This window comes from Luedemannella helvata (assembly GCF_039528415.1).
GTDB lineage: Bacteria > Actinomycetota > Actinomycetes > Mycobacteriales > Micromonosporaceae > Luedemannella > Luedemannella helvata.
Genome location: NZ_BAAALS010000004.1, coordinates 1 through 25,368, shown reverse-complemented (window position 1 = coordinate 25,368; position 25,368 = coordinate 1). Strand labels below are relative to the sequence as shown.

The 25,368-nt window shown below is 71.4% G+C and carries 18 protein-coding genes; 15 read left to right on the top strand and 3 right to left on the bottom strand.

Annotated elements, in window-relative coordinates; all coding sequences use genetic code 11:
• Positions 1-74 precede the first annotated feature (74 nt).
• The 3 genes from ABD191_RS05085 to ABD191_RS05075 all read left to right on the top strand — a co-directional run bounded on the left by ABD191_RS05085 (position 75) and on the right by ABD191_RS05075 (position 2,461).
• The gene (locus ABD191_RS05085; protein WP_344077350.1) at positions 75-437 is read left to right on the top strand and encodes a hypothetical protein; all 363 of its coding nucleotides are present in this window, start codon (positions 75-77) and stop codon (positions 435-437) included.
• A 141-nt stretch (positions 438-578) separates the two neighbouring features.
• Positions 579-1,838 carry a CapA family protein gene (locus ABD191_RS05080; protein WP_344077348.1) on the top strand — a complete coding sequence of 420 codons (1,260 nt, stop codon included), beginning with the start codon at positions 579-581 and terminating at the stop codon, positions 1,836-1,838.
• Positions 1,839-1,900: 62 nt separating this feature from the next.
• Entirely contained in the window at positions 1,901-2,461 is a 561-nt protein-coding gene (locus ABD191_RS05075) for a hypothetical protein (protein ID WP_344077346.1), read from the top strand.
• A gap of 18 nt (positions 2,462-2,479) precedes the next feature.
• On the opposite strand, the gene ABD191_RS05070 is transcribed toward ABD191_RS05075, so the two are convergent.
• Positions 2,480-3,616, bottom strand: a complete 1,137-nt coding sequence (locus ABD191_RS05070; RefSeq protein WP_344077343.1) for an SRPBCC domain-containing protein — start codon at positions 3,614-3,616, stop codon at positions 2,480-2,482.
• 86 nt (positions 3,617-3,702) lie between these two features.
• Here ABD191_RS05070 and ABD191_RS05065 point away from each other — a divergent pair, with 86 nt between their 5' ends.
• From ABD191_RS05065 to ABD191_RS05015, 11 genes are all read left to right on the top strand, one after another.
• Complete coding sequence (locus tag ABD191_RS05065) at positions 3,703-4,293, top strand: HAD family hydrolase (RefSeq protein WP_344077340.1); 591 nt, start codon at positions 3,703-3,705, stop codon at positions 4,291-4,293.
• A gap of 182 nt (positions 4,294-4,475) precedes the next feature.
• Positions 4,476-5,261: an ABC transporter ATP-binding protein gene (locus tag ABD191_RS05060; RefSeq protein WP_344077338.1), complete on the top strand. Its 786-nt coding sequence runs from the start codon at positions 4,476-4,478 to the stop codon at positions 5,259-5,261.
• The gene (locus ABD191_RS05055; RefSeq protein ID WP_344077336.1) at positions 5,258-5,977 is read left to right on the top strand and encodes an ABC transporter ATP-binding protein; all 720 of its coding nucleotides are present in this window, start codon (positions 5,258-5,260) and stop codon (positions 5,975-5,977) included. The genes ABD191_RS05060 and ABD191_RS05055 overlap by 4 nt, the downstream gene beginning before the upstream one ends.
• Positions 5,978-5,986: 9 nt before the next feature.
• A complete protein-coding gene (locus ABD191_RS05050) occupies positions 5,987-6,865 on the top strand; it encodes a branched-chain amino acid ABC transporter permease (RefSeq protein ID WP_344077334.1) in 879 nt (292 codons plus the stop codon).
• Positions 6,862-7,869, top strand: coding sequence for a branched-chain amino acid ABC transporter permease (locus ABD191_RS05045; protein ID WP_344077332.1), 1,008 nt, complete (start codon positions 6,862-6,864; stop codon positions 7,867-7,869). The genes ABD191_RS05050 and ABD191_RS05045 overlap by 4 nt, the downstream gene beginning before the upstream one ends.
• 36 nt (positions 7,870-7,905) lie before the next feature.
• Positions 7,906-9,171, top strand: a complete 1,266-nt coding sequence (locus ABD191_RS05040; RefSeq protein WP_344077330.1) for an ABC transporter substrate-binding protein — start codon at positions 7,906-7,908, stop codon at positions 9,169-9,171.
• Between the two features lie 98 nt (positions 9,172-9,269).
• A complete protein-coding gene (locus ABD191_RS05035) occupies positions 9,270-10,022 on the top strand; it encodes an SDR family oxidoreductase (RefSeq protein ID WP_344077328.1) in 753 nt (250 codons plus the stop codon).
• Positions 10,023-10,365: 343 nt separating this feature from the next.
• Positions 10,366-11,166 carry an SDR family oxidoreductase gene (locus tag ABD191_RS05030; RefSeq protein ID WP_344077858.1) on the top strand — a complete coding sequence of 267 codons (801 nt, stop codon included), beginning with the start codon at positions 10,366-10,368 and terminating at the stop codon, positions 11,164-11,166.
• Positions 11,163-12,188 (top strand): phosphotransferase family protein, encoded by a 1,026-nt coding sequence (locus ABD191_RS05025; protein WP_344077326.1) that lies wholly within the window; start codon positions 11,163-11,165, stop codon positions 12,186-12,188. Before ABD191_RS05030 ends, ABD191_RS05025 begins: the two co-directional genes overlap by 4 nt.
• Entirely contained in the window at positions 12,188-13,408 is a 1,221-nt protein-coding gene (locus ABD191_RS05020) for an acyl-CoA dehydrogenase family protein (RefSeq protein ID WP_344077324.1), read from the top strand. The genes ABD191_RS05025 and ABD191_RS05020 overlap by 1 nt, the downstream gene beginning before the upstream one ends.
• Positions 13,405-14,016, top strand: a complete 612-nt coding sequence (locus ABD191_RS05015; protein WP_344077322.1) for a TetR/AcrR family transcriptional regulator — start codon at positions 13,405-13,407, stop codon at positions 14,014-14,016. Before ABD191_RS05020 ends, ABD191_RS05015 begins: the two co-directional genes overlap by 4 nt.
• An 86-nt stretch (positions 14,017-14,102) precedes the next feature.
• Here ABD191_RS05015 and ABD191_RS05010 read toward each other — a convergent pair whose 3' ends face one another.
• Both ABD191_RS05010 and ABD191_RS05005 read right to left on the bottom strand, forming a co-directional pair.
• Positions 14,103-19,826 (bottom strand): pentapeptide repeat-containing protein, encoded by a 5,724-nt coding sequence (locus ABD191_RS05010; RefSeq protein ID WP_344077320.1) that lies wholly within the window; start codon positions 19,824-19,826, stop codon positions 14,103-14,105.
• Positions 19,816-20,166 carry a CU044_2847 family protein gene (locus ABD191_RS05005; protein WP_344077318.1) on the bottom strand — a complete coding sequence of 117 codons (351 nt, stop codon included), beginning with the start codon at positions 20,164-20,166 and terminating at the stop codon, positions 19,816-19,818. Before ABD191_RS05005 ends, ABD191_RS05010 begins: the two co-directional genes overlap by 11 nt.
• Before the next feature lie 122 nt (positions 20,167-20,288).
• Here ABD191_RS05005 and ABD191_RS05000 point away from each other — a divergent pair.
• The coding region (locus tag ABD191_RS05000) for a pentapeptide repeat-containing protein (RefSeq protein ID WP_344077316.1) at positions 20,289-25,368 on the top strand (5,080 nt) is incomplete at its 3' end.

The window sequence follows — 25,368 nt, the reverse complement described above, 5'->3', positions numbered from 1 at the left end:
CCACTGCGGGCAACGCGCCGCGCCGCGCACTGATACCGTCCGGTCCGTCCTAGTAGGAACGTTCGGAGGTTATTGTGCGTTCAATTCGGTTTATCGCGGCCGGTTTCGCCCTCGCCACGGTCGCCGCCACGGCGGCGTGTGGCGGCACCGATACGAAGGCGGCCTGCGACGCCATCCAGGCCGAGATGAAGAACGTCACGTCGACGACCATGCAGCAGATCAGCGACCCGCAGGCGATGGCGAAGACCTACACCGACGGCGCCGCGAAGATCCGCGAGGAGGGCAAGAAGGGCGGCGGCGACGTCGAGAGCGCCGCGAACGACATCGCGACCGCGATGGAGAACCTGGGCAAGCACGTGGCCGCCGGCAGCACCCAGCAGCCCGACACGGCGCCGCTGACCAACGCCGGGGTCAAGCTCCAGAAGGCGTGCACCTGAGCCACCGCGGCTGACGCCGGCCGGCCCGGGGCCCGATCCCGTCGACGCGTCCCCGGCCGGCCGGCCCACCGCTACACCCGCATAGGCCATGGCCGATCGGCCCCTTGTTGAGGCGCCCGACGCCGCGCGAGAGTGCACACTGTGAAGTTCAGGGCGCTCACCGTTACGGTCGGGACGACAGTGGCGACGCTCTGGCGGGCCGTCCGGCACCGGCGGCCACCAACGCGCGCGCTCCGGCCCGTACTCGCCGGGGTGGTCGTGGTGGCACTCGCGCTCGTGGCGCTCGGAGACCAACCCGCGCGCGGACCGGCCCGCGCCGTGCCGCCGGTGACCAACCGTTTGCTCGAGCCGCCCGTGCCGGCGCCGGGCCCCCACCCGGCGCGCGGGTTCACGGTCATCGCGGCCGGCGACATCCTGCTCCACGATGGACTGTGGGCGCAGGCCAGACGGGGCGACGGCTACGACTTCGGTCCGCTGTTCGCCCACCTCAGAGACGACATCCGCGACGCCGACCTGGCCATCTGCCACCTGGAGACGCCCGTCGGCCGGCCCGGCGGGCCGTTCTCCGGATTTCCGCTGTTCAACGTGCCGCCACAGGTGGCCGGGACGCTCGCGGACGTCGGCTACGACACCTGCTCCACCGCCTCCAACCACTCGCTCGACCAGGGCGAGGACGGCATCGACCGGACGCTGGACGCGCTCGACGCCGCGGGCGTCAACCACACCGGTACGGCCCGCGACAAGGCCGAGGCGAGGCGACTCAACCTGCTGACGGTCAACGGGATCGTGGTCGCGCACCTGTCCTACACGTTCTCGTTCAACGGTCTCAGCCGCCCGGCCGGCCGCCATTGGCGCGCGAACTACCTGACCAGGTCGGCCACGGCGGTCCTCGCCGAGGCACGCCGCGCCCGCGCCGCCGGCGCGCGGTTCACGATCGTGAGCCTGCACTGGGGCACCGAGTACCAGCACGACCCGGACGACTTCCAGCGCGCCGTGGCCGACCGGCTGCTCGCGTCGGCCGATGTGGACCTCATCGTCGGCCACCACGCGCACGTCGTGCAGCCGCTGCAACGCCTGCACGGCAAGTGGGTCGCCTACGGCATGGGCAACGAGGTGGCCTGGCAGCACCAGGCCCAGGACACCCGCGACGGCATCATGCCGGTGTTCACCGTGACGCAGACGCGGCCCGGCGAGTACCGGGTCACCCGCGTCGAGGTGATCCCGATCCACATGTGGCTCGACGGCGGCCGCGCGGTGGCCCTGAGCGTGCCGGCGTGCCTGGGCGACAAGGGCCTGTCCGCGGCGGTGCGCCGATCGTGCCGGGCCTCGCTCAGACGGACGCAACCGGTGCTCTTCCGGCTCGGCGCCAGGAAGGCCGGACTGGTGGTGCGTACGCGCTAGGCGGGCGCCCGCGCGTCGTCGTGCCCTGGCACAATGCGCTGGTGCACGGTGGGGGATCACGGGTGGAGCTGTCTGTCGGGTTCGTCCGGACCAGGGCGAAGCGCGTCACCATCGTGTCGGTCCTGGGCACCATGCTCGTCGTGGTCGGCTGCTGTGCCGGCGGCCTGCTCGCCATGATGCTGTCCGCACTGATCAGCCCGTCCGTCGACGGCAACTCGCCCGCGCGCCTCGCCGCCGGCGGCGTGCTGGTCGCCGTACTGCTGGGGACCATGCCCGCCCTGCAGATCGCCTGGATCGTCCGGCTGGCCGCGTGGCTGGACAACACCCGCCTCACGGTCCGCGGCCTGGGTACCCGCGCGGTCGAACTGCGCACCGCCCACTCCGTGCGACTGGACACGGTGCCGGAGCGCGGTGCGCCCGGCCTGCTGTCCCCCATGCTCACGGTCGCCGGCCCGGAAGGGACCGTCAGCGTGCGGCTGCGCAGCCGCGACGGGGCGCTGATCCCGCCGCACGAGATGACCGCGCTCGCCGACGCGCTGTCGACGGCGGCCAGCCCCGGCGCGGCCGAGGCCGCCGCCTGGCTGCGGTCCATGGCGGCGGACCCGCGCACGAAGCTCATGTAGCGGGCACGGCCGCGACGCTCAGCAGGCGCGCCCGTTGATGGTGCAGGCCTTGAGCGGCTTCGGCTTCTTGGCCACCACCACGCGGAACCGCACCTGCCCGTGGGCGGGAACCACGTCCGTCGTCGCGTCCGGCGTGAAGGTCACCGTGTTGCCCTTTCTCGTCCACGTGACGCCGGTCGCGGAGACGACGTCCAGCGCCGGCGCCTGCACGGTCATGACCCAGTCCGCACTCGGCACGCCGCCCGGATTCGTGACCGTCACCACGTACGCCGACTCGTCCACCAGCGTCACGTAGCTGGCGGTGAGCGGGGCCGCGACGGCCGGGGGCGAGGGCGGGGCGCTCGGCGGGTCCACCGGTCCCGCGGAGGTCGGCGCGGCCGACGGTTGGGCGGCGGAACCGCGCGGCGCACCGGCCGCGGTCCTGTCCGGCGTGGTCGCGTTGTGCGGCGACCCGACCGATGTGCGCAGCGGACCAGTGCTCTCCGACCCGACCTGATTCCCGGTCGCCGGGTTGTCCCACCGGCCCGGATCGGTCGTCGACGCGCCCGGCTTCGACAGCCACGTGAGAAAACCAGCCACGACAGCGGCGAGAACGACCGCGAGGGTCGCGTTGCTCACCAGCGACCGGCCCCCGCCCAGCAGGACGCCCGCACGGCCCCGCCGGTCGGCGCCGGTCGCGGCGGGCGGCGCCGGCGCGGCCGGTGCCGCGAGCGCGACCGCCGGCTCGGGTGCCGCCGGGGGCGGGCCGTCCAGGGCGCCCAGCACGTCGCGCAGCCGCTGACCGAACACGTGCTCGTACGTGCGTTGCAGCGTGTCGCGCCGCTGTTGGCCCGCCACCCCCAGCAGGCCGGTCTGTGTCACCTCCAGCACGGTCCCGTCCGGCACCGGCCGCAGCTGCCACGTCATGCCCAGGTGCGCCTCGTCGGTGCGCCAGATCATCGCCAGCCGTTCGCCCGGCGCGAGGTCCACGATCGCGCCGTCAATCAGCTCGTCGATGCCGGCCAGTTCCATCGCCCGCAGCCGGAACCGCTGTCCCGGCCGCGGCACCAGATCGTTCTCCACCAGCCAGAGGGCGAGAATGTGCGACTCCGTCAGGGCCCGCCACACCAACGCCGGTGGATGCGGAAAGGAGAACTCCAAGCGCAACTGCGACACGCAGCGACCCTACGGCCAAACCGGTCACCACGCCTCCCTCCGGACGCACTTTTCGGCGGGACTTTCCCGGTCGCTAGGCTGCGGCCGTGACGCTGACCGTGCCGCCCGGGGACTTCGCCGCGTACCTGTTCGACTGCGACGGGACCCTCGTCGACTCCATGCCGCTGCACTACGCGGCCTGGTGCCAGACCCTGGACGCGTGGGGCTGCGTCTTCCCGGAGGACCTGTTCTACGCCTGGGGCGGCCGCCCCGTGGCGGAGATCATCGCCTCGCTCAACGAGCAGCAGTCCCTGGCCATGCCGGTCGACGAGGTCGGCCGCCTGAAAGAGGAGCGCTACCAGGAGCTGCTGCCGAAGCTCACCGCCATCGCCGAGGTCGTGGAGCACGTCGACGAGGCGTACGGCCGCGTTCCGCTGGCCGTGGTGTCCGGCAGCACGCGCGAGTCGGTGACCGCGTCGCTGGACGCCCTCGGGTTGCTGGACCGGTTCGACGCCCTGGTGTGCGCTGGGGACTATGCGAACGCCAAGCCGCACCCGGAGGCGTTCCTGCTCGGTGCGCGCCTGCTGGGGGTGCCGGCACAGGACTGCCTCGTCTTCGAGGACACCGACATGGGCGTCGCCGCCGCCACGGCCGCGGGGATGGCCGCGGTCCGCGTTCCCCCGCCCTGGGCACGATAACGACCACCATCTTTCTTCACCGGTACTGACTGTTTAGCTCCGTAGGGCCGCCTCACGGTGCCCGATTTGTGCCATAAATCGCTTACTTGGTAACGAATTAATCACGAGCGTTCCCCACAGCCGGCCTTGAATTTACATTCCTAGTGTAAATATCTCGTCGCGGACCGGCCGGAGGTGAAGGCGTGACTGAGGCGTCAGGCGCGGGTGGGCTGCGGTTACGCGACGTGCAGGTCCGCTTCGACGGGCTGGTCGCGTTGGACGGCGTCGACCTCGACGTGGCGCCCGGACAGGTGGTCGGGGTCATCGGGCCGAACGGGGCCGGCAAGACCACCTTGTTCAACGTCATCTGCGGGTTGCAGCGGCCACAGCGCGGCACGCTCACCTTCGAGGACCGGCCCCTGCGACCCCGGCCACACCGCCTGACCCGCCTCGGCATCGCCCGCACGCTGCAGGGCGTCGGTCTGTTCGGCGGCCTGTCCGTACTGGACAACGTCGTGACGGGCGCGAGCGTCACCGCGCGCACGAGCGTCGCCGCCGCCCTGTTCGGCCTGCCGCGCGCCGGTCGCGAGGAGCGACAGTTGCGGGAGGCCGCCCGCGCGCTGCTCGACGAGCTCGACATCGCCGGGTACGCGCACGCGCTGCCGGCCACGCTGCCGTACGCGGTGGGCAAGCGGGTCGCACTCGCCCGCGCCCTCGTCAGCCGCCCCCGGCTCCTGCTGCTCGACGAGCCCGCCGGCGGGCTGAGCCAGGCGGAGGTCGAGGAGCTGGCCGGCCTCATCACGGCGCTCCCCCAGCGCGACGGGTGCGCCGTCCTGCTCGTGGAGCACCACATGGACCTGGTCATGAAGGTCTGCGACCGGGTCACCGTGCTCGACTTCGGCCGCGTCATCGCCTCCGGCCAGCCCGGCGACATCGCCCATGACCCGGCCGTCATCGAGGCCTACCTCGGCGAGGCGGTGACGACATGACCGACGCGCTCCTCACGGTCGAAGGCCTCGTCGCCGGGTACGGCGCCGCGCCGGTGCTGCACGACGTCGACCTCGTCGTGCCGGCCGGGCAGATCACGGCCGTGCTGGGCGCCAACGGCGCCGGCAAGACGACCCTCCTGCGGACCCTGTCCGGGCTGCTCACCCCGGCGAACGGGCGGGTGTCGCTCGACGGCGAGCAGCTCACCAACGTCGCACCGCACCAACTCGTCCGGCGCGGGCTCGTCCACGTGCCCGAGGGCCGCGGGGTTATCGGCGAGCTGACGGTCGCGGAGAACCTGCGGCTGGGCGCGGTCTGGCGCCGGGACCGGGCGGGCGAGGCGCGCGGCCTCGCCGACGTGTACGACACCTTTCCCGAGCTGGCCCGCCGGCGGCGGCACGCGGCGCATCAGCTCTCCGGCGGCGAGCGGCAGATGCTCGCGCTCGGCCGGGCGCTCATGGCCCGCCCCCGGCTGCTGCTGCTCGACGAGCCGTCGCTGGGCCTGGCGCCCCGCATCACCGCGCAGGTGATGGCGCTGCTGCGCCAGTGGCGTGACGAGACCGGGCTCGCGGTGCTGCTGGTCGAGCAGAACGTACGCAGCGCGCTGTCGGTCGCCGACACCGCGACCGTCATGTCCCTGGGCCGGGTCGTCGTGGCCGCGCCGGCCGCCCAGCTGCGCGACGACGACGCCCTTCGCCACACGTACCTGGGATTCTGAGGGAGGGACGTGGACCGCTTCGTGTTCCTCACCGTCGACGGCCTGGCCCGCGGCGCGGTACTGGCGGTGTTTGCGCTGGCCCTGGTGCTGATCTGGCGGGCGGCGCGGATCGTCAACTTCGCCCAGGGCGCGATGGCGGTCGCCACCGCGTACGCGGCCGCGTCGATCACGGACGCGACGGGCTCCTACTGGCTCGGCTTCGCCGGGGCCCTGGCCGGCGGCCTGCTGCTCGGGGTCGCGGTGGAGCGCGGCGTCATGCGGCTGGTCCACGCGGGCAACCAGCTCAGCCCGGTCATCGTGGCGCTCGGCCTGGTACTGCTCATCCAGGCCGTCCTGGGCATGATCTACGGCAACGAGTACCGGCCGATCGGCGCGCCGGTGGGCCGGACCGCGTACGTGGTCGGCGGCGTGCCGACCGTGTCGCCGTTCGACTTGTTCGTGTTCGGCACGGTCGCCGCGCTCGTCGGGCTGCTGGCCCTGCTGTTCACCCGCACGGACCTCGGCCTGAAAATGCGCGCCGCCGCGTTCGCCCCCGAGGTGTCGCGCCTGCTCGGCGTCAACGTGGCCGGCATGCTCACGGTCGGCTGGGCGCTCGCCTCGGCCGCCGGCACGCTGGCCGCGCTGCTCAGCATCCCGACCGGGCTGGGCCTGCACCCGACCGCGATGGACCTGGTCTTCGTCTCGGCGTTCACCGCGGCGATCATCGGCGGCCTCGACAGCCCGCCCGGCGCGGTCATCGGCGGTCTCGGCGTCGGCCTGCTGCTGTCCTACGTCACCGGGTACCTCGGCGGCGAGCTGGCCTCCGTCGCGGTGACGACGCTGCTCGTGGTGGTCCTCCTGGTGCGCCCCGACGGCCTGATCGCGACGACGAAGGCGAGGCGCGCATGACCCGCCGGTGGATCATCTACGCGGCCACCGCCCTCGCCCTGTACGCGCTGGCCACCACCCTGGAGCCGTTCCGGGCCTACCAGCTGGCCACGGCCGCCGCGTACTTCTGCGCCGCCGCCGGGCTGACCGTCCTCACCGGACTGTCGGGGCAGTTGTCGCTGGGGCACGGGGCGTTCATGGCGATCGGCGCGTACACCGTGGCGCTCACCCAGAACGGGCTGGCCGACGCGGGCGCCACCGGAGCCTGGCTCCTCGGGATCTCGCTGCTGGCGGCCGTGCTCGTCAACGTGGTCGCCGGCGCGGTGATCGGGCTGGCCGGGGCCCGGCTGCACGGGCCCTATCTCGCGGGCGCGACGCTCGCCATCGCGGTCGCGGTGCCCTCCGTCCCGGTCATCTTCCGCGAGTCGCTCGGCGGCGAGCAGGGCCTGCCGGTCTACGCCGAGCCGGCGCCGGTGGACGTCCCGTACGAGCGGTGGCAGGCGTGGATCGCCGTCACCGGGGCGCTGATCGTCGCCGCCGGGCTCGCAAACCTGCTGCGCAGCCGGTACGGGCGGGAACTGCGCGCCGTACGCGACGACGAGGTGGCGGCCCGGCTGGCCGGCGTGCCGGTAGCGCGCGTGCGGGTGCAGGCGTTCGTGGTGAGCGCCGCCGGCGCCGGGCTCGGCGGCGGGCTGCTCGCGTTCCTGGCGCAGAGCGTGTCCCCGGGCGCGTTCCCGCTGACGCTGTCGCTGTTCCTGCTGATGGCGATCGTCATCGGCGGCCTCGGCAGCCTGGCGGGGGCGGCGTGGGGCGCGGCGCTGCTCGTCGTCCTGCCGGACCTCGCCCACGAGATCACCGCCTCCCTGTCGCTGTCCCCGGCGACCGAGCAACGGCTGGCCGGCAACCTGCCGCTGGCCATCTTCGGCCTCGTCCTCATCGTCACCATGATCGTCGCTCCGGGCGGCGTCCAGGGCGCGCTCACGCGCGTCGTGCGACGCCGGCGCACCACCGCACCACCGTCCTGATTCCCCCTCCACCCCTCGAAAGGCCGGTGTCCGCTCATGTCCCACCACCCGCGACGCACCGTCGCGTTCGCCGCAGCACTCGTGCTGGCGGCCACCACCGTCGTCGCCTGCGGCGACAACGACAGCAAGGCGGCCGTCCCCGGCGTCACCGACACCGAGATCATCGTCGGTACGCACACGCCCTTGACCGGCCCGGCCGCTGCCGGGTACTCCGAGATCGCCCCGGCCGCGAAGGCGTACTTCGACTACGTCAACGCCAACGGCGGCGTGCACGGTCGCAAGATCACCTACAAGATCATGGATGACGGGTACAACCCGGCGAACACCCAGCAGGTCGTGCGCCAGCTCGTCCTGCAGGACAAGGTGTTCGCCATCCTCAACGGGCTCGGCACGCCGACCCACTCGAACGTGCTGGACTTCCTCAACACCAACAAGGTGCCCGACCTGTTCGTCGCGTCCGGCAGCCTGAGCTGGAACCAGCCCACCAAGTATCCGCTGACGTTCGGCTTCAACACGGACTACACCGTTGAGGGCAAGATCCTCGGTACGTACGTGAAGCAGAACTTCGCCGGCAAGAAGACGTGCTTCCTCGGCCAGGACGACGACTTCGGCCGCGACAGCCTCGTGGGCGTGAAGAAGGCCCTCGGCACGGTCGCCGCCGAGCAGAAGTACACCGTGACGAACACGAACGTCGGCCCGCAGATCGGCGCGTTCAAGGCGGCCGGCTGCGAGGTCGTGATCCTCGCGACCGTGCCGGGCTTCACGGCGCTGTCGATCGGCACGGCGGCGCGGCTCGCGTTCAAGCCGCAGTGGGTGGTCTCCAACGTCGGCTCCGACTACCCGACCGTGGCCGCGCTGCTCAAGGAGGCCGCCCCGCTCGCGGAGGGCATGGTCGGCATCTCGCCGCTGCCCGCGGTCTCGGACGCCGCTGACCCGTGGACGGCGCTGTTCAAGAAGGTCCACGACGCGCACGCACCGAACACCCCGTTCACCGGCAACACCGTCTACGGCATGTCGATGGCGTACCTGTTCGTGCAGGTGCTGCAGGCGGCCGGCAAGGACCTGACCCGCGAGGGCCTCGTCGCCGCGCTGAAGAAGGGCGGCTTCACCGGGCCCGGCTACGCGCCCCTGCGCTACGCGGAAGGGAACCATTCCGGGTACGGCGGGGGAAGGCTGACCCGCGTCGCGAGCGGCGTGCAGGGATTCTTCGGCCCGGTGTACGAGACCGACCCGGCCGACGCGCCGGTCGCCGAGTACGCCCAGCAGCGCCCCGCGCCGCCCACCAGCGGCATTCCGGGGTAACCGGCTCGGCTGGGGCCGGTGGCGACCCCGCCGGCCCCAGCCGACTCCAGCTAGTGTCCGCACTGTAAGAGCACCGGCCTCCGCGGAGGAGAAGCAGCATGCGCCTGACCGGCAGGGTCGCCATCGTCACCGGGGCGAGCCGGGGCATTGGCCTCGGCATCGCCGAACGACTCATCGCCGAGGGAGCCCGGGTGTGCCTCACCGCGCGCGGCGCGGACGGGCTGGCCGACGCGGTCGCCACGCTCGGCGGCCCGGAGGTCGCCATGGCCGTGGCGGGCAAGGCGGACGACCCCGCCCACCGCGCCGAGGTCGTCCGCCGGGTCACCGACGAGTTCGGCCCGGTGGACATCCTGGTCAACAACACCGGCACCAACCCGACGTTCGGCCCGCTCGTCGACCTGGATCTCGGCGCCGCCCGCAAGATCATGGAAGTGAACGTGGTGAGCGCGCTGGGCTGGGTGCAGGAGGTCTGCGCCGCCGGGCTCGTCGACCGGGGCGGCTCGATCGTGTCCGTGACGTCGGTCGCCGGCATCGTGCCGCCGCCGGGCATCTCGTTCTACGGGGTCAGTAAGGCGGCGCTGGCCCACCTGACCGCGTGCCTGGCAGTGGAACTCGGCCCGACCGTGCGCGTCAACGCGGTCGCCCCGGCCGTCGTGAAGACCCGCTTCGCCACGGCCCTGTACGAAGGGCGCGAGGAGCAGGTCGCGGCGGCGTACCCGCTGCGCCGCCTCGGCGAGCCCGCCGACATCGCGGGTGCGGTGGCGTACCTGGTCAGCGACGACGCCTCCTGGGTGACCGGCCAGACCCTGGTCGTGGACGGCGGCGTGACCCTGGCGCGGGGCGGCGCGTGAGCGGGTCCGGACCGCCGGTTGGCCGCCGCCCTGCCCGGTGCACCTATGTCCCCGAGGCGGCAGTGCAGTTTTGTGGACACGCTGTGGACCCGGTGTGGACGTCGTGTAGCAACACGTCCGCGAAACACCTGTGGCCGGACCGGGCCGCCCGATGAACGGAGCGGAGGTGACAGCATGAGCGAGCGCCCGCGAGCGAATCATCAGCTCAGGTTGACCTCATGCCGGCGCCGCAGCGAAGCGGAGGTGACGGCATGAGCGAGCGCCCGCGAGCGAATCATCAGCTCAGGTTGACCTCATGCCGGCGCCGCAGCGGAGCGGAGGTGACGGCATGAGCCCGGCCGGGTTGCAGTTGCGGGACTCCGTCGCCGTGGTGACCGGGGGCGGGTCGGGGATCGGGGCCGCGCTGGCCCGACAGTTCGCCGCCGCGGGGGCGCGGGTCGTCGTCAACGACCTCGACGCCGGGTCCGCCGCCCTGGTGGCCGACGACATCGGCGGGGTGGCGTTCCCCGGCGACGTGTCCGACGCGCGCATGGTCGCTGACCTGGTGGCGTTCGCGTGGGACCGGTTCGACGCGCTGGACATCTTCTGCGCCAACGCGGGCGTGGCCACGTCCGGCACGCCGGCCGCCCCGGACGAGGTGTGGGACCTCGCCTGGCAGGTCAACGTCATGGCGCACGTCCGCGCGGCGCGGGCGCTGCTGCCGCGCTGGCTCGCCGACGGGCAGGGCCGCTTCGTCGCGACCGTCTCGGCCGCGGGCCTGCTCACCCTGCTGGGCAAGGCACCGTACGCGGTGAGCAAGCACGCCGCGCTCGCCTTCGCCGAGTGGCTGCGCGCCACGTACGAGCACCGGGGCATCACCGTGCAGGCGCTGTGCCCGCAGGGGGTGCGTACCCCGATGCTGGAGCAGGCCGACGCGGCCAGCGGCGCGCTGCTCGGCGACGAGGCGATCTCCCCCGAGCGGGTCGCCGAGTGCGTGGTCGAGGCGATGGCCGACGACCGGTTCCTGATCCTGCCGCACCCGCAGGTCGCCGGGTACTACGCGCGCCGGGCCACCGACCCGGACCGCTGGCTGCGCGGCATGAACCGCACCCAGCAGGAGCTGGAGCGCGCGGGGCTCGCGGCCGGGCGGGCGTTGCTGCCGTGACCGCGCCGAACCCGCCCGGGCTCGACCTGACCCGGCTCGCCGGCTACCTCAACGCCACCGTGCCCGGTCTCCTCACCGGCGACCTGACCGGCGAGGTGATCGCCGGGGGCCGGTCCAACCTGACCTATGCCGTCACGGACGGCGCGAGCCGGTGGGTGCTGCGCCGGCCGCCGCTGGGCCACGTGCTCGCCACGGCGCACGACATGAGCCGGGAGTACCGGGTGATGGGCGCGCTGGGCCCGACCGGCTTCCCCGTGCCGCCGATGGTCCACCTGTGCGCCGACCCGGAGGTGCTGGGTGCGCCGTTCTACCTGATGGGGTATGTCGACGGCGAGGTGCTGCGCAGCACCGCCGCGCTCGCCCGGCTCGGCCCGGACGGGGTGCTCTCGCGCGTACTCGAGATTGTGCGAACCCTCGCGGACCTGCACCGGATCGACCCGGCCGAGGTCGGCCTGGCCGGCTTCGGCCGGCCGGACGGCTACAACGAGCGGCAGGTGCGCACGTGGACCCGGCAGCTGGCCGCCTCGCGCAGCCGTGACCTGCCCGGCGCCGACGAGCTGGCCGCGCGGCTCGCGCAGACCGTGCCGGCCACGTCGGCGGCGGCCGTCGTGCACGGCGACTTCCGGGTCGACAACGTCATCTTCGCGGGCGAGCGGATCGCGGCCGTGCTCGACTGGGAGATGTCCACGCTCGGCGACCCGCTCGCGGACGTGGCGCTCATGCTGACCTACGCGACGCACCCGGCGCCCGCGCCCGACGGCGGCCCGGACCGGGCGCCGTCCGACGCGCCCGGCTACCCGGACGTGGCGACCATGGTGGCCCACTACGCCGAGCGGTCCGGGCGCGACGTGGGCAACCTGCGCTGGTACCGGGCGTTCGCGGCATTCAAGCTGGCCGCGATCCTCGAGGGCGTGCACTACCGGTACACGCGGGGGCTGACCGTCGGCGAGGGGTTCGAAACGATCGGTGCCCGCGTGGTGCCGCTGATCACGCAGGGCCGCCGGATCCTGGAGGGTGACTGATGGACTTCGCGTTCGACAACGTGACCGAGGACTACCGGGCGCGGCTGCTCGCCTTCATGGACGCGCACGTGCGGCCCGCCGAGGCGGTCGCCGAGGAGCAGGTCCGCCAGGCGCCCGACTCGTGGTCGTACCCGCCGGTCCTGCGGGAGTTGCAGGCCGCGGCGCGCGCCGCCGGCCTGTGGAACCTCTTCCTGCCCGGCGAGTACGGGGCGGGGCTGACCAACCTGCGGTACGCGCCGCTCGCGGAGATCACCGGGCACAGCCCGGTGCTGGGGCCGGCCGCGCTCAACTGCGCCGCCCCGGACACCGGCAACATGGAGCTGCTGGCCCTGTTCGGCACCGACGAGCAGCGCGAACGGTGGCTGAAGCCGCTGCTGGCCGGCGAGATCCGCTCGGCGTTCGCGATGACCGAGCCGGACGTGGCGTCATCGGACGCGACGAACATCGCGACCCGGATCGTGCGGGACGGCGACTCGTACGTCATCAACGGGCGTAAGTGGTTCACGTCCGGGGCGATGAACCCGGCGTGCGAGATCCTCATCGTGATGGGCAAGACCGACCCGTCCGCGCCCCGGCACCTGCAACAGAGCCAGATCCTCGTGCCGCGCGACACCCCCGGCGTCGTCATCCGGCGGGGCATGACCGTGTTCGGGTTCGACGACCGCGACCACGGCGGCCACGCCGAGATCGACTTCGTGGACGTACGGGTGCCGGCGACCAACCTGCTCGGCGAGGAAGGCGGCGGCTTCGCGATGTCGCAGGCGCGCCTGGGTCCGGGCCGCATCCACCACTGCATGCGCCTGATCGGCATGGCGGAGCGCGCGCTGGAACTGATGTGCCGGCGGGTGGCGTCCCGGGTCGCGTTCGGCCGGCCGCTCGCCGAGCAGGGCGTCATCCAGGACTGGATCGCCGAGTCGCGGGTACGCATCGAGCAGGCGCGGCTGCTCGTGCTGAAGACCGCCTGGCTCATGGACACGGTCGGCAACCAGGGCGCGCACACCGAGATCCAGGCCATCAAGGTCGTCACGCCCGAGATGGCCCAATGGGTCATCGACCGGGCCATCCAGGCGCACGGCGGGGCGGGCGTCAGCCAGGACACGCCCCTGGCGAAGCTGTGGGCGGCGGCCCGGTCGCTACGCTTGGCCGACGGGCCGGACGAGGTGCACCGGCGGTCGTTGGCGCGCCGCGAGTTGCGCCGCTACGAAGGGGCACGACCATGACCGCCGAGACCCGGACCGACGGCCGTACGGCGCGCGCGGAACGCACCCGGGCGGCGATCGTCGACGCGCACGTGGCGCTGATCAACGAGGGTGACCTGTCCCCGTCCGGCGAGCGCATCGCCGAGCGGGCGGGCATCTCGCTGCGCACCCTGTGGACCAACTACAAGGACATGGAGACCCTGTTCAAGGCCAGCGGCGAACGGATCCTGGCCGATCAGCTGGCGATGTGGACGCCGGTCGACGCGACCCTGCCGCTGCACCGGCGCATCGACGCGTACTGCCGGCAGCGGGCCCGGCTGTTGCAGGCGATCGCCCCGGCGGCGCGGGCCGCCGCGATGCGCGAGCCGGTGTCCCCACAGCTGCAACGCAACCGCCGCGAGCACACCGCCCGCGTCGTCGCCGAGGTCGAGCAGCTCTTCGCAGGCGAGCTGGAGATGGCCGGCGAGTCCCGCGCGGAGCTGACGCACACCGTGGTGGCCGCGTCCATGTTCCCCGCGTGGTCCATGTTCGTTGACGGCCTGGGCCTCGACGCGGAGGGGGCCCGGGCGGCGATGACCCGTACGGTCACGTCGCTGTTCGCCAGCGCCCTGGCCGCCTCCGCCGCCTGACGTCTGCCAGCCGCCCAAGTCCACGGTCGCATAAACGAACGACGCGTACGCCGAGGCGTTCCACGCCGTCCCGTGCTGACCGTCTCCTACGGACGAGCACCAAAGCGGTAGTCGAGGGGAAGCTTCACCGGTCCGCCGACGTAAGCGTCGAGTTCACCCGGCTCGAACCGGCACATGTTGATGACATACCAGAATTCGCCGTTCGGCGTTCCTTCCAACTTGTAGCGGAGGTTGTCGCCGAAGGCCGCCCACCCGCCATCGGCAAGTGCAATCGTGGCGAACAACTGCGCGCCGGTATGCGCGTCCCACACCCGCACCACCCGATCACCGCCACCAGTGGCCAGGCGGCTGCCGTCGGGGGAGAACACCACCGACCTTACCCGGTCGGTGTGGCGGGTTAGGGCACGTACCAGGGTGCCGGTGTGCACGTCCCACACCCGCACCACCTGATCAGCGCCGCCGGAGGCGAGGCGGGTGCCGTCGGGGGAGAACGCCACTGACCTCACCCGGTCGGTGTGGCCGGTCAGGGGACGTATCAGGGTGCCGGTATACAGGTCCCACACCCGCACCACCCCATCGTCGCCACCAGAGGCGAGGCGGGTACCGTCCGGGGAAAACACCACCGACAACACCCCACGAGTGTGGCCGGTCAGGTCACGTATCAGGGCGCCGGTGTGCACGTCCCACACCCGCACCACCCCATCATCGCCACCAGAGGCCAAGCGGGTACCGTCCGGGGAAAACACCACCGACAACACCCCACGAGTGTGGCCGGTCAGGTCACGTATCAGGGCGCCGGTGTGCACGTCCCACACCCGCACCACCTGATCAGCGCCGCCGGAGGCGAGGCGGGTGCCGTCGGGGGAGAACGCCACTGACCTCACCCGGTCGGTGTGGCCGGTCAGGGGACGTATCAGGGTGCCGGTATACAGGTCCCACACCCGCACCACCCCATCGTCGCCACCAGAGGCGAGGCGGGTACCGTCCGGGGAAAACACCACCGACAACACCCCACGAGTGTGGCCGGTCAGGTCACGTATCAGGGCGCCGGTATGCGCGTCCCACACCCGCACCACCCCATCATCGCCGCCAGAGGCCAAGCGGGTACCGTCCCGGGAGAACACCACCGGCCACACCCCACGGGTGTGGCCGGGTAGGTCACCCACCAGGGCGCCGGTGTGTGCGTCCCACACCCGCACCACTCCATCATCGCCGCCAGAAGCCAGGCAGGTGCCGTCGGGGGAGAACACCACCGACCACACCCCACGAGTGTGGCCGGTCAGGTCACGCACCGGGGTGCCGGTGTGCACGTCCCACACCCGCACCACCCCATTACCGCCACCAGAGGCGAGGCGGGTACCGTCCGGGGAAAACACCACCGACAACACCCCACCGGCGTGGCCGGTCAGGTCACGTACCAGGGCGCCGGTAAGCACGTCCCACACCCACACCACCCCATCATCGCCACCAGAGGCCAAGCGGGTACCGTCCGGGAAGAACACCACCGACCTCACCCCACGGGTGTGGCCGGTCAGGTCACGCACCGGGGTGCCGGTGTGCGCGTTCCACACCCGCACCACCCCACCAGCGCCACCAGAGGCCAGGAGGATGCCGTCCGGGGAGAACGCCACTGACCTCACCCAGTCGATGTGGCCGGTCAGGTCACGTATCAGGGCGCCCGTGTGTGCGTCCCACACCCGCACTACCCCATCATCGCCACCAGAGGCCAGGCGGGTACCGTCCGGGGAAAACACCACCGACAACACCCCACCGGCGTGGCCGGTCAGGTCACGTACCAGGGCGCCGGTATGCGCGTCCCACACCCGCACCACCCCATCATCGCCACCAGAGGCGAGGCGGGTACCGTCCGGGGAAAACACCACCGACAACACCCCACCGGCGTGGCCGGTCAGGTCACGTACCAGGGCGCCGGTATGCGCGTCCCACACCCGCACCACCCCATCAGCGCACGCTGCAGCGAGAAGCTCCCCACGATCGTCAAACGCGATCGAGAGAATCGATTCAGTACCACTGGCCAGCTGAAGGCTCAGGCCGGACGAGACGGCGAACGCCGCACCTCGGGTGTCCGCGTCAAGAAGTCCGCCTTCCGTTGCGACAGCGTTGACCAGCGCCGCTCGTCGCAGGCGGGCTCCTTCCAGGTTCGCTCCCGTCAGCTGAGCACCGATGAGCCGGGCGCCAGTCAGGTCTGCCAACGTCACGTCGGCGTAGCGAAGGTTGGCCCCGTTAAGGTCCGCGTGGCGCAAGGTCGCGGTGTTGAGTTGGGCATCGCTCAGGTCCGCGCCGGTCAGCCGCGCGTCCGTGAGGTCGGCACCGCTGAGGTCTGCCCGCCGTAGATCCCGCCCGGAAAGATCCCGGCCACGCAGGTCTTCGCGGGTCAGGTGCAACGGTGCGACGACCTCGATGCCGAGCCGCTGCTGACAGAGGAGCGCGTTGGTCCGCATACCATCCTCCGCGCCGGGACTGGTGAGCGTCTCCGACACCCACGCGCTGAGCGCCGTTCGACCGATCAACCCATCGAGGAAGTCCACCATCAGCTCGGAGAACTCCAGCGAAAGGTCCGCCGGTCGGGCGTCGCCCGCCCGGAGGGCGTCGGCGATGCGCTGGCAGACCAGCCACTCCATCACCGAGCGGTGGACGAACGTGAACTGTCCGTCTCCGTCGCGGACGAGCAGGCTGCGCGCGCCGACGAGGTGGGCGGTCTCGTCAATGGTCCAGCCGGCGCCGGGTGGCTGGTGTACCGCGTCGGTCATCCTGCCCAGCGCGGCGGCGGAGTCGCCCAGGTCGCTGAGCGCCAACGCCTCCTGACCGGTGTGCCACAGGCGGCCGGCGAGGTCGGTCACGGCCGCCCACAGGTCCTCCTTGCCGAGGCCGCCGGACTCCTTGACCTGGGAGTGTTCGTAGTCCAGCCACTGCCCGAGCAGTTCCCGGTACAAGATGGCCGCGGTGACCTTGCCGTCGCGGCGATGCGCCTGCGCCAGGCGTTGCTCCTCGATGTCGGCGATGAACGACAGCATGCGGGGGTTCTCGGCGAGGGAGCTGAGGTCGCGGACCTGCACCAGCAGGTTGAACCGGCGAGCGGCTTTTCCCTTGTCGCCGAGTTGTCGAAGCAGAAAGCGCATGATCTGGCCCTCGTCGAAACCGACCAGCTTGATCAGACGCAGTTGCGCCGCTCTGGCGAGGTTCGCTTCCAGGGCCGTGACCGCCACCTCACGGTCGCTAATGAAATGATGATCACGACTGGTCAGAATGACCTTGGCGCGGCCGGACGCGGCCTGCACGAGGGCGCGCAGGTGCTCGGCCGCGCGGTCGTAGGTCACCCGCATGGCGAGTTCGTCGAAGCCGTCGAAGAACAGCGCGATGCGGCCCTCGGCCAGCAGATAGCGAAACCGATCAAGGTCGACCCGGTTCTCCCCGCCGGCGACGAGCTGCGCGGCGACCAGCTGGTCGAGCGTGTGCGTCTTCTCCAGGTCGCGCAGGTGAATCACCACCGGCACGGCCCGATCGCCGTCCCGGTGCATGCGGCGGGCCAGCTCCCGCATGAGGAACGTCTTACCGTGGCCGAAGGGTCCGAGCACCACGATGAGGTGCCCGTCAGCGTCGGTGATCCATTCTCGGAGCCGTTCGAGCACATCCTCACGCGGTTCCACGGTTCGTGGCTGACCGTCGCGACCCAGTTCGAGGTACCGCTGTGGCACGTAAATGTCCGAAGGGTACCGGAGGTCACGTTCCGACTCGGCCACCTGCCGTTGGGCGAACGGTCGCAGGTCGTAGACGAGCTGGAAGTCATCGAAGTGGACGAGGGCGACCCGCCGGGGCGGCGACCCGGCCCACTCGCGTAGATCGCTGCCGATGAGTGGGCCGTCATAGACGATGGTCGCGGACAGAGCGTTGGTGTCGGTCCGGTAGACCGAGGCGACGTTCGTCGCGAAAGACTCGATGTCGTCCCGCGTGACGCCACCAGGCATCACGGCGATCGGGAACTGCTCCACCCCCGCGCTGCCCGGAACAGAGACGCGAAGGTAACGGATGGGAGGGTCGCCTCGGACGACCTCGTTCACCACGGCACCCGGCCATCGCAACGTGACGATCTTTTCCGTGCGTGCCGCCAGGTCGCCACGTTGTTCGACCGTACGATCGGGTTTTTTGTTGATAGCGGGGAGTCGATGGGGCTGCGACTCCGTTCGCAACGGCCCGAGGTCGACCGGTACGTCGCACCACCACGAGTTGCCGTCCGCGCTGATGTCGTTGTCGCCGCCGAACTTGCGCGTCCTCGGATTGAACTGTCGGCCATAGACGCGCACCCCGGCGGCGGTGAACCGCAGCAGTTGGTAGCTGGCCGGCCCGCCGGCCCCGATAGCGGGTGTGGCTGCGATGCCGATGCGGGCGATCCTGCCGCCGCCCGCCTGGGCGTGCAGCACGGCGTGCAGGTGCGGGGCGAGGAGGTGACCGAACCGGTCGGCGTCCTGCAGTCCGCCGTCCGGGGTGGGGCCGTGATGGATCACTCCGATACGGAGCCATCCTCGCCGTGTGGCGTCCGCCATCCGGTTCGAGAACCACGTCAACTGGGCCTCGCCGGCGGCGCCGTAGTCGTCATCGGGCAGATGGCTCTGCGCCATGGTGGAGTTGATCCCGGCGACGGCCACGCCCAGCTCGGGCAGCTCCGCCCAATGCCACGGCTCGTCTTTGGCGAAAGCGGTCCCGTGCAACTCGCCGTACATGCCGGCGAACGGCCCCCACTTCGGCCAGTACGGCGCCACCGCCTGGTGCCCGTGAGCCTCCTCCGTCAGAACGTGGGCCTGGCACAGCTTGAGGTTGACATCCGAGCGCCCCGGCACCACCACGATCCGGTCGTGGCCCAGCCTGAGCCCGGCGGCCAGGTCGGTGAGGAAAGCCCGGGCCTGTTCGAACTCCTCCCGCCGGGCGGTGCTCGTCACGTTGCCGGTCACGACGATCAGATCGGGCCACGGGACGGGCCGCTCGGGCAGGCCGGCGACATCGTCGAGAAGTCGGGCCTGCATGGTGTCCCGGCGCCGGTCGGCGTCAGTGAGACCTACCGTCCCGAACCCGTGATCGGCACCGAACCGCAGGTCGCTCAGGTGCATGATGGTCAATTGAGTCGGGTCGCGGGGCTCGGCCGGCCGGCGCGCCACGGGAGGCGGCGCTGCCAGCGCCGGCCAGGCCTCCCGGATGAGATCAACCGCCAGCACGTACGCATTGTTCGCACCGTCGTCCAGGTTGGACGCGTGCAGAACGCCGACGACGTGGCCGGTGTCGCGCCGCCATGCCGGCCCGCCGCTGAACCCCTTCACGACGCGGAAGACGCCCCGCAAATCCTGGTCGATCTGCAGCCGCGCGCGGTCGACCCAGCCCATGAGTTCCCCTTGCACGTGGCCCGGGAGCGAGCTGTCAGGCGTGGGGCCGAACATCTGCACAGGGCCGGTGGGGTCGCCGGCGTGCGGGGAAAGAATCACGACGCCGGGCGGCACGTCCGCGTCGAGCGCCAATGCCGCGACGTCGTTCAGGTCGAACCGACCGCCACCGCCCGGCAGCCACGATGTCACGTTCGCCGACCGTCGCGGGGACGTCTCGGCGAACAGGAACTCGACGACCAGCGGCGGCCACCCGTCGGTGGGCGGCGCGGGCTCCTTCACCTTGCGGTTCAGGGCGGCGTTGACCACGTGTGCGCACGTCACCATCTGGCGCGGCCCGACGGCGAAGGCCAGTCCGACCGGCTTGCCGTCGCGCAGCACGCGCGCGATCGACCGCTCCGGCCGCGCGTCAGGTGGCATTCGGCTTGCGCCACGTCGCGGTGACGGTGAAGGTCGACTCGGCGCTGCCCTTGGCGAAGAAGAGGCCCGTCTCGCCACCGATCGTCAGGCCCAGTTCCATGGAGATCTCGTCCGGCGCGTGCTCGTCGGCCCGAAGTTTGGTGATGACCTGGCGTACGGCGGGCAGCACGTGGTCGAGTGAGGACGCCAGCGAGTACGTCGCCGTGCCGATCTGGCGGCCGTTGTCGGCGGTCAACTCGACCGAATCCTCTACCACGTCACGTCGTTCCACCTCGACCTCGACGAACTCGGTGTGGGTGTCGTCAACGGGGACCTTGAGCAGGACCGTGTTCGTCGCCATGGACTCAGAGGTATCAGGTCCCCGCGAAGGTTTGGCATCAGCTAATGGGATGTTGTGGATTGATACCCGGTTGTCCGATTGGCTGATGCGGATCGCCGAAGGCGGCTGATAGTTCTGAGGCGATGGGACCGGAACAGGGGATCGCGCACGTGCTGCGCGATGACGGGCGTGCGATCGGGCTGGCGTTCGTCGTCGCCCAGGGCCGCCTGGTGACGTGCGCGCACGTGGTCAACGCCGCGCTGCGGCGCGACCCCCGTGACCCCTCGCGCCCGCCCGCAACGACCACCCTCAGCCTGCGGTTCCCGTTCGGCTCCCGTACCGCCGCGCCGCCGACGTATCCGGTCACGGTGGTGGGTTGGTTGCCCGGCGGCGGTGGCGAGTTTGATGTCGTCGACATCGCGGTTCTCGGCACGGATGACACTGTTCCCGCCACACCGCTGCGGCTGGCCGAACCGGCGGCGGTGCGGAGCGGACCCGTGCAGATGTGGGGACCGTCCTCGGACCGCAAGCTCGGCGTGCATGTGGGCGGCCAACTCATGGGCAACGCCGACGCCACCCGCATGCACGTGGACCAGGAGCTCCGGGGCCGGTTCCGGGTCGTCAAAGGCTTCAGCGGCGGTCCGGTGTGGCAACGGGACACGGGCCTGGTGGTCGGCGTCCTCCAGGCGGCCAGCGTCGAGGACGACGCATCCGACGCGTACGCCCTTGGTGTTGATCTTGTTGTTGAGGCGATGCCGGCGGCGCCGCCAGCATCGGCGGGGCTGACAGCGTCGGCGGGGCTGACCGTGCTGCACGTCTCCAACATGCAGTTCGGGGCGCATCACCGGTTCGGAAAAGACGGCATGACCGAGGCCGACCGCCGCCATGACACGCTCGCCGCCCGGCTGCTCGACGACCTGGACTGGCTGCGCCGCGAGCACCGGCTGGCACCGGACCTCGTGGTCGTCGCCGGTGATCTCGCGGAGTGGGCGATGCCCGCCGAGTACGAGGCGGTGTACGAGTTCCTGACCGCGCTGCGCGACGGGTTGGGCCTGCCCACCGAGCGGATCGTGATCGTGCCCGGCAACCACGACGTCAACCGGAAGAAGTGCCAGGCGTACTTCCTGGACCGGGAGGCCGACGGCGAGCGGCCGGTGGCACCGTACTGGCCCAAGTGGGAGGCGTACGCCGCGCTGCACAAGCGGTTCTACGGCACGGAGTTGCCCGTTGACGAGCCGTGGCTGCACGTCGAGTTCCCGCAGTTGCGCGTCGCCGTGGCCGGCCTCAACTCCACCATGGCGGAGAGCCATCGCCCGGAAGACCACTACGGGTGGCTCGGCGAGGAGCAGCTGCGTTACTTCGCCACGCGGATGCGCGACGCCGGAGCGAACGCGTTGCTGCGCATCGGGGTGCTGCATCACAACCCGGTACGCGGCTCAGGCGACGACGACGCGCACCTGCGCGACGCCGACCGGTTCGGCGAGATCCTCGGCGACCGACTGGATCTGGTGCTGCACGGGCACACCCACGACGCGCGAGTGCTCCACTTCGGCCGCACCGCACTGCCCGTACTCGGCGCGGGTAGCGCCGGCGTGGCCGCCGCCGAGCGCCCCCCGGAGGTGCCCAACCAGTACCAGATCGTGCACATCACACCGGCCGGCACCCGCATCGGGGCCCGCCAGTACCACCCCGGCCGGCGGAAGTGGATCGGCGACACGAGCATCAGCGACGACGGTGACACCTGGTGGCGCGACCTCACCTCGCCTCGCCTCAACCCTCGACCCGATCCGTACCCGCTGCACCGTCCGAAGCGCGAGGAACGCGTTGTCGCTCGCGAGCCGGACTTCGGCGAACGCGCGCCGGGGACGCTGCGGGAGCGGGTGCGGGAAGTGTGCCACCTCCGCGAACCTACGGCCGTGATCACCGAGGTGGCCGACTACCTGCGGGTGTCGGTGAACCGGGCGCTGTCCCCGGACGGGCCGGCGGTGATCGAGTCCTACCCGATCGGCGTGTGCGAGACGACAGCCACCCGCGCCGACGTGGAGCGCTTCGCCGAGCAGGTGCGCGAACGCTTCCGGTCCGCCGGGGTCGGTCTCGGTGCCAAGCTCGTGTACGGCGGGCCGCCGGCCGAGTCGGGCCTGCGTGAGCTGGCGTCGATGCGGGGCGTGGAGCTGGTGAGCTTCGCCGGGTACCAACTCGGCTACGACCTTCGCCCGTACGCACAACGCCAGGCGCGTGCGCTGGCGCAGGACCGCAACTACCCGCCCGACCAGTACGTGCCGCAGCGCTACGTCGAGATCGGCGGGACGGGCGCCGCCGAGGCGCGGGAGGACGTCCTCGAACGACTCCGGTACTGGCTGGCCGACCCCGATGGCCACCTGATCGCGTTGCTGGGGCCGTTCGGCCACGGGAAGACGTTCCTGCTGCGCGAGTTGGCCCGGCGCATGCACGAAGAGGACCATCCAGCGGTCCCGCTGCTGATCCACCTGCGCGATCTGGAGAAGACGCAACAGCTCGACCAGTTGGCCGCGTCGCAGCTTGCCGCGGGTGGCGAACGCCGCATCGACCTGGCGATGTTCAACTACCTGCTGCGCGAGGGCCGCATCGCGCTGCTCTTCGACGGGTTCGACGAACTCGCCGTGCGCGTGCGCTACGACCGGGCCACCGAGCACCTGAACACGATCGTGCGGGCCGCCGCCGGCCGGGCCAAGGTCGTTTTCACCAGCCGCGACCACTACTTCCTCGCCGACGGCGACGTACTCAACGCCATGGGCGACCGGCTGGCCACCGTGGCCGGGCGGCGTCTGGTGAAGCTGCTGCCGTTCTCCGACGACCAGGTCGAGAGCTTCCTGACCAAACGGATGGGCAGCGAAACCTCCGCCCGCGAACGCATGGAGTTGCTGAGGGGCGTACGAGACCTGCTCGGACTGTCGCGCAACCCCCGCATGCTCACCTTCATCGCGGGCATCACCCGTGACCGCCTGCTGGCCGCCCGCGACGCGGTGACCGGCGAGATAACCGCGGCGGCCCTGTACCGCCAACTGCTGAAGCAGTGGCTGACGTTCGAACAGCACCGAATCGCCCGCGACGGCACCCAACCGCCGAGCATCGAGCAATTGTGGACGGCAGTCACGCTGCTCGCCGTCCGGCTGTGGCTGTCCGGCGAGCCCAGCCTCGGCGTCGAGGACCTCGGCCACGCGGCCGATGCCCTCACGGTCCTGACCGACACGGAGGAGACCCCCGGCCCTCAGGCGGTGGATCGGTCCACCGCATCCCATCTGCTCGGGTCGGCCACCCTACTCGTCCGTGACGGCGACGCACGCTTCGCGTTCGTGCACCGCTCGGTGATGGAGTGGCTGGTCGCGAATGAGATCGCGACCGCGCTGGCGCGCCGCGACGGAGAGCTTCCGCCCGCGCTCACCCGGGACATGTCCCCGTTGATGACGGAGTTCCTCTGCGGGCTCGACGCCGACGCGGCACTCGACTGGGCGACAGGCGTCGTCGCGCAGACACCCTCTACGAATGCCGCGACGCAGAACGCCCTCGGCGTGCTTGCCAGGCTCGGCGTCGAGCCGCGTACCCCGGCCCGGCTGGCGGGCCAGGACCTGCGCGGGCACGACTTCACCGGGCAGGACCTGCGCGAGGCCGATTTCGCCGGAGCAGATCTCACCGAGGCACGGTTGGTCCGGGCAAAACTGGGCGGAGCTGATCTCACCGGCGCGGTGCTGGCCCGCGCACGGCTCGACGAAGCGGACCTTTCCTCCGCGAAGCTTGAGCGAGCAGACCTGGCCGGAGCAAGCCTGCTCGACGCGGACCTCTTCGGTGCCGACCTTACGAGCGCCGACCTCCGTAGGGTCGCTCTGCTCGGTGCCCGCCTTCCCCGCGAGGGCATACCGACGTCTGCGATGCTGACCGGTGCGGCTGTCGGCCCGTCCGATGGGTACACCGAGCAGTTCGCCCCTCCACCGGCGTCAACGCACTCTGTGGCGTTCTCTCCAGATGGCTCCCTTCTCGCGGCCGGTGGCGATGATGGGGTGGTGCGGGTGTGGGACGCGCACACCGGCACCCTGATACGTGACCTGACCGGCCACACCGGTGGGGTGTGGTCGGTGGTGTTCTCCCCCGACGGCACCCACCTCGCCACTGGCGGCGATGATCGGGTCGTGCACGTGTGGGACGCGCACACCGGCACCCTGATACGTGACCTGACCGGCCACACCGGCCGGGTGTGGTCGGTGGTGTTCTCCCCCGACGGCACCCACCTGGCCACTGGTGGCGGTGATCGGGTGCAGATGTGGGACGTGCACACCGGCGCTCTGGTGCGTGCCCTGACCGGCCACACCGGGCGGGTGTTGTCGGTGGTGTTCTCCCCGGACGGCACCCACCTGGCCACTGGTGGCGATGATCGGGTCGTGCGGGTGTGGGACGCGCACACCGGCACCCTGGTGCGTGCCCTGACCGGCCACACCGGTGGGGTGTTGTCGGTGATGTTCTCCCCCGACGGCACCCACCTGGCCTCCGGTGGCGTTGATGAGGTGGTGCGGGTGTGGGACGCGCACACCCGCACCCTGATACGTGACCTGACCGGCCACACCGGCCGGGTGTTGTCGGTGATGTTCTCCCCCGACGGCACCCACCTCGCCACTGGTGGCGATGATCGGGTCGTGCGGGTGTGGGACGCGCACACCGGCACCCTGATACGTGACCTGAAGGGTCACACCGGCCGGGTGTTGTCGGTGGTGTTCTCCCCGGACGGCACCCGCCTGGCCTCTGGTGGCGTTGATGAGGTGGTGCGGGTGTGGGACGCGCATACCGGTGCTCTGGTGCGTGATCTGACCGGCCACCCCGGCGGGGTGTGGTCGGTGGTGTTCTCCCCCGACGGCACCCGCCTGGCCTCGGGTGGCGAGGATGGGGTGGTGCGGGTGTGGGACGCGCACACCGGTGCTCTGGTGCGTGACCTGACCCGCCACTCCGACTGGGTGTTGTCGGTGGTGTTCTCCCCCGACGGCACCCACCTGGCCTCGGGTGGCGAGGATGGTGTGGTGCGGGTGTGGGACGCGCACACCGGCACCCTGATACGTGACCTGACCGGCCACATCGACTGGGTGTTGTCGGTGATGTTCTCCCCCGACGGCACCCACCTGGCCTCCGGTGGCGGTGATCGGGTGGTGCGGGTGTGGGACGCGCACACCGGCACCCTGATACGTGACCTGACCGGCCACA

Bases quoted from the DNA above. Each gene is read 5' to 3' on its own strand.
- ABD191_RS05055 (WP_344077336.1), top strand. From the start codon at position 5,258: ATGACCGACGCGCTCCTCACGGTCGAAGGCCTCGTCGCCGGGTACGGC.
- ABD191_RS05045 (WP_344077332.1), top strand. From the start codon at position 6,862: ATGACCCGCCGGTGGATCATCTACGCGGCCACCGCCCTCGCCCTGTAC.
- ABD191_RS05040 (WP_344077330.1), top strand. From the start codon at position 7,906: ATGTCCCACCACCCGCGACGCACCGTCGCGTTCGCCGCAGCACTCGTG.
- ABD191_RS05035 (WP_344077328.1), top strand. From the start codon at position 9,270: ATGCGCCTGACCGGCAGGGTCGCCATCGTCACCGGGGCGAGCCGGGGC.
- ABD191_RS05020 (WP_344077324.1), top strand. From the start codon at position 12,188: ATGGACTTCGCGTTCGACAACGTGACCGAGGACTACCGGGCGCGGCTG.
- ABD191_RS05015 (WP_344077322.1), top strand. From the start codon at position 13,405: ATGACCGCCGAGACCCGGACCGACGGCCGTACGGCGCGCGCGGAACGC.
- ABD191_RS05010 (WP_344077320.1), bottom strand. From the start codon at position 19,826: ATGCCACCTGACGCGCGGCCGGAGCGGTCGATCGCGCGCGTGCTGCGC.
- ABD191_RS05005 (WP_344077318.1), bottom strand. From the start codon at position 20,166: ATGGCGACGAACACGGTCCTGCTCAAGGTCCCCGTTGACGACACCCAC.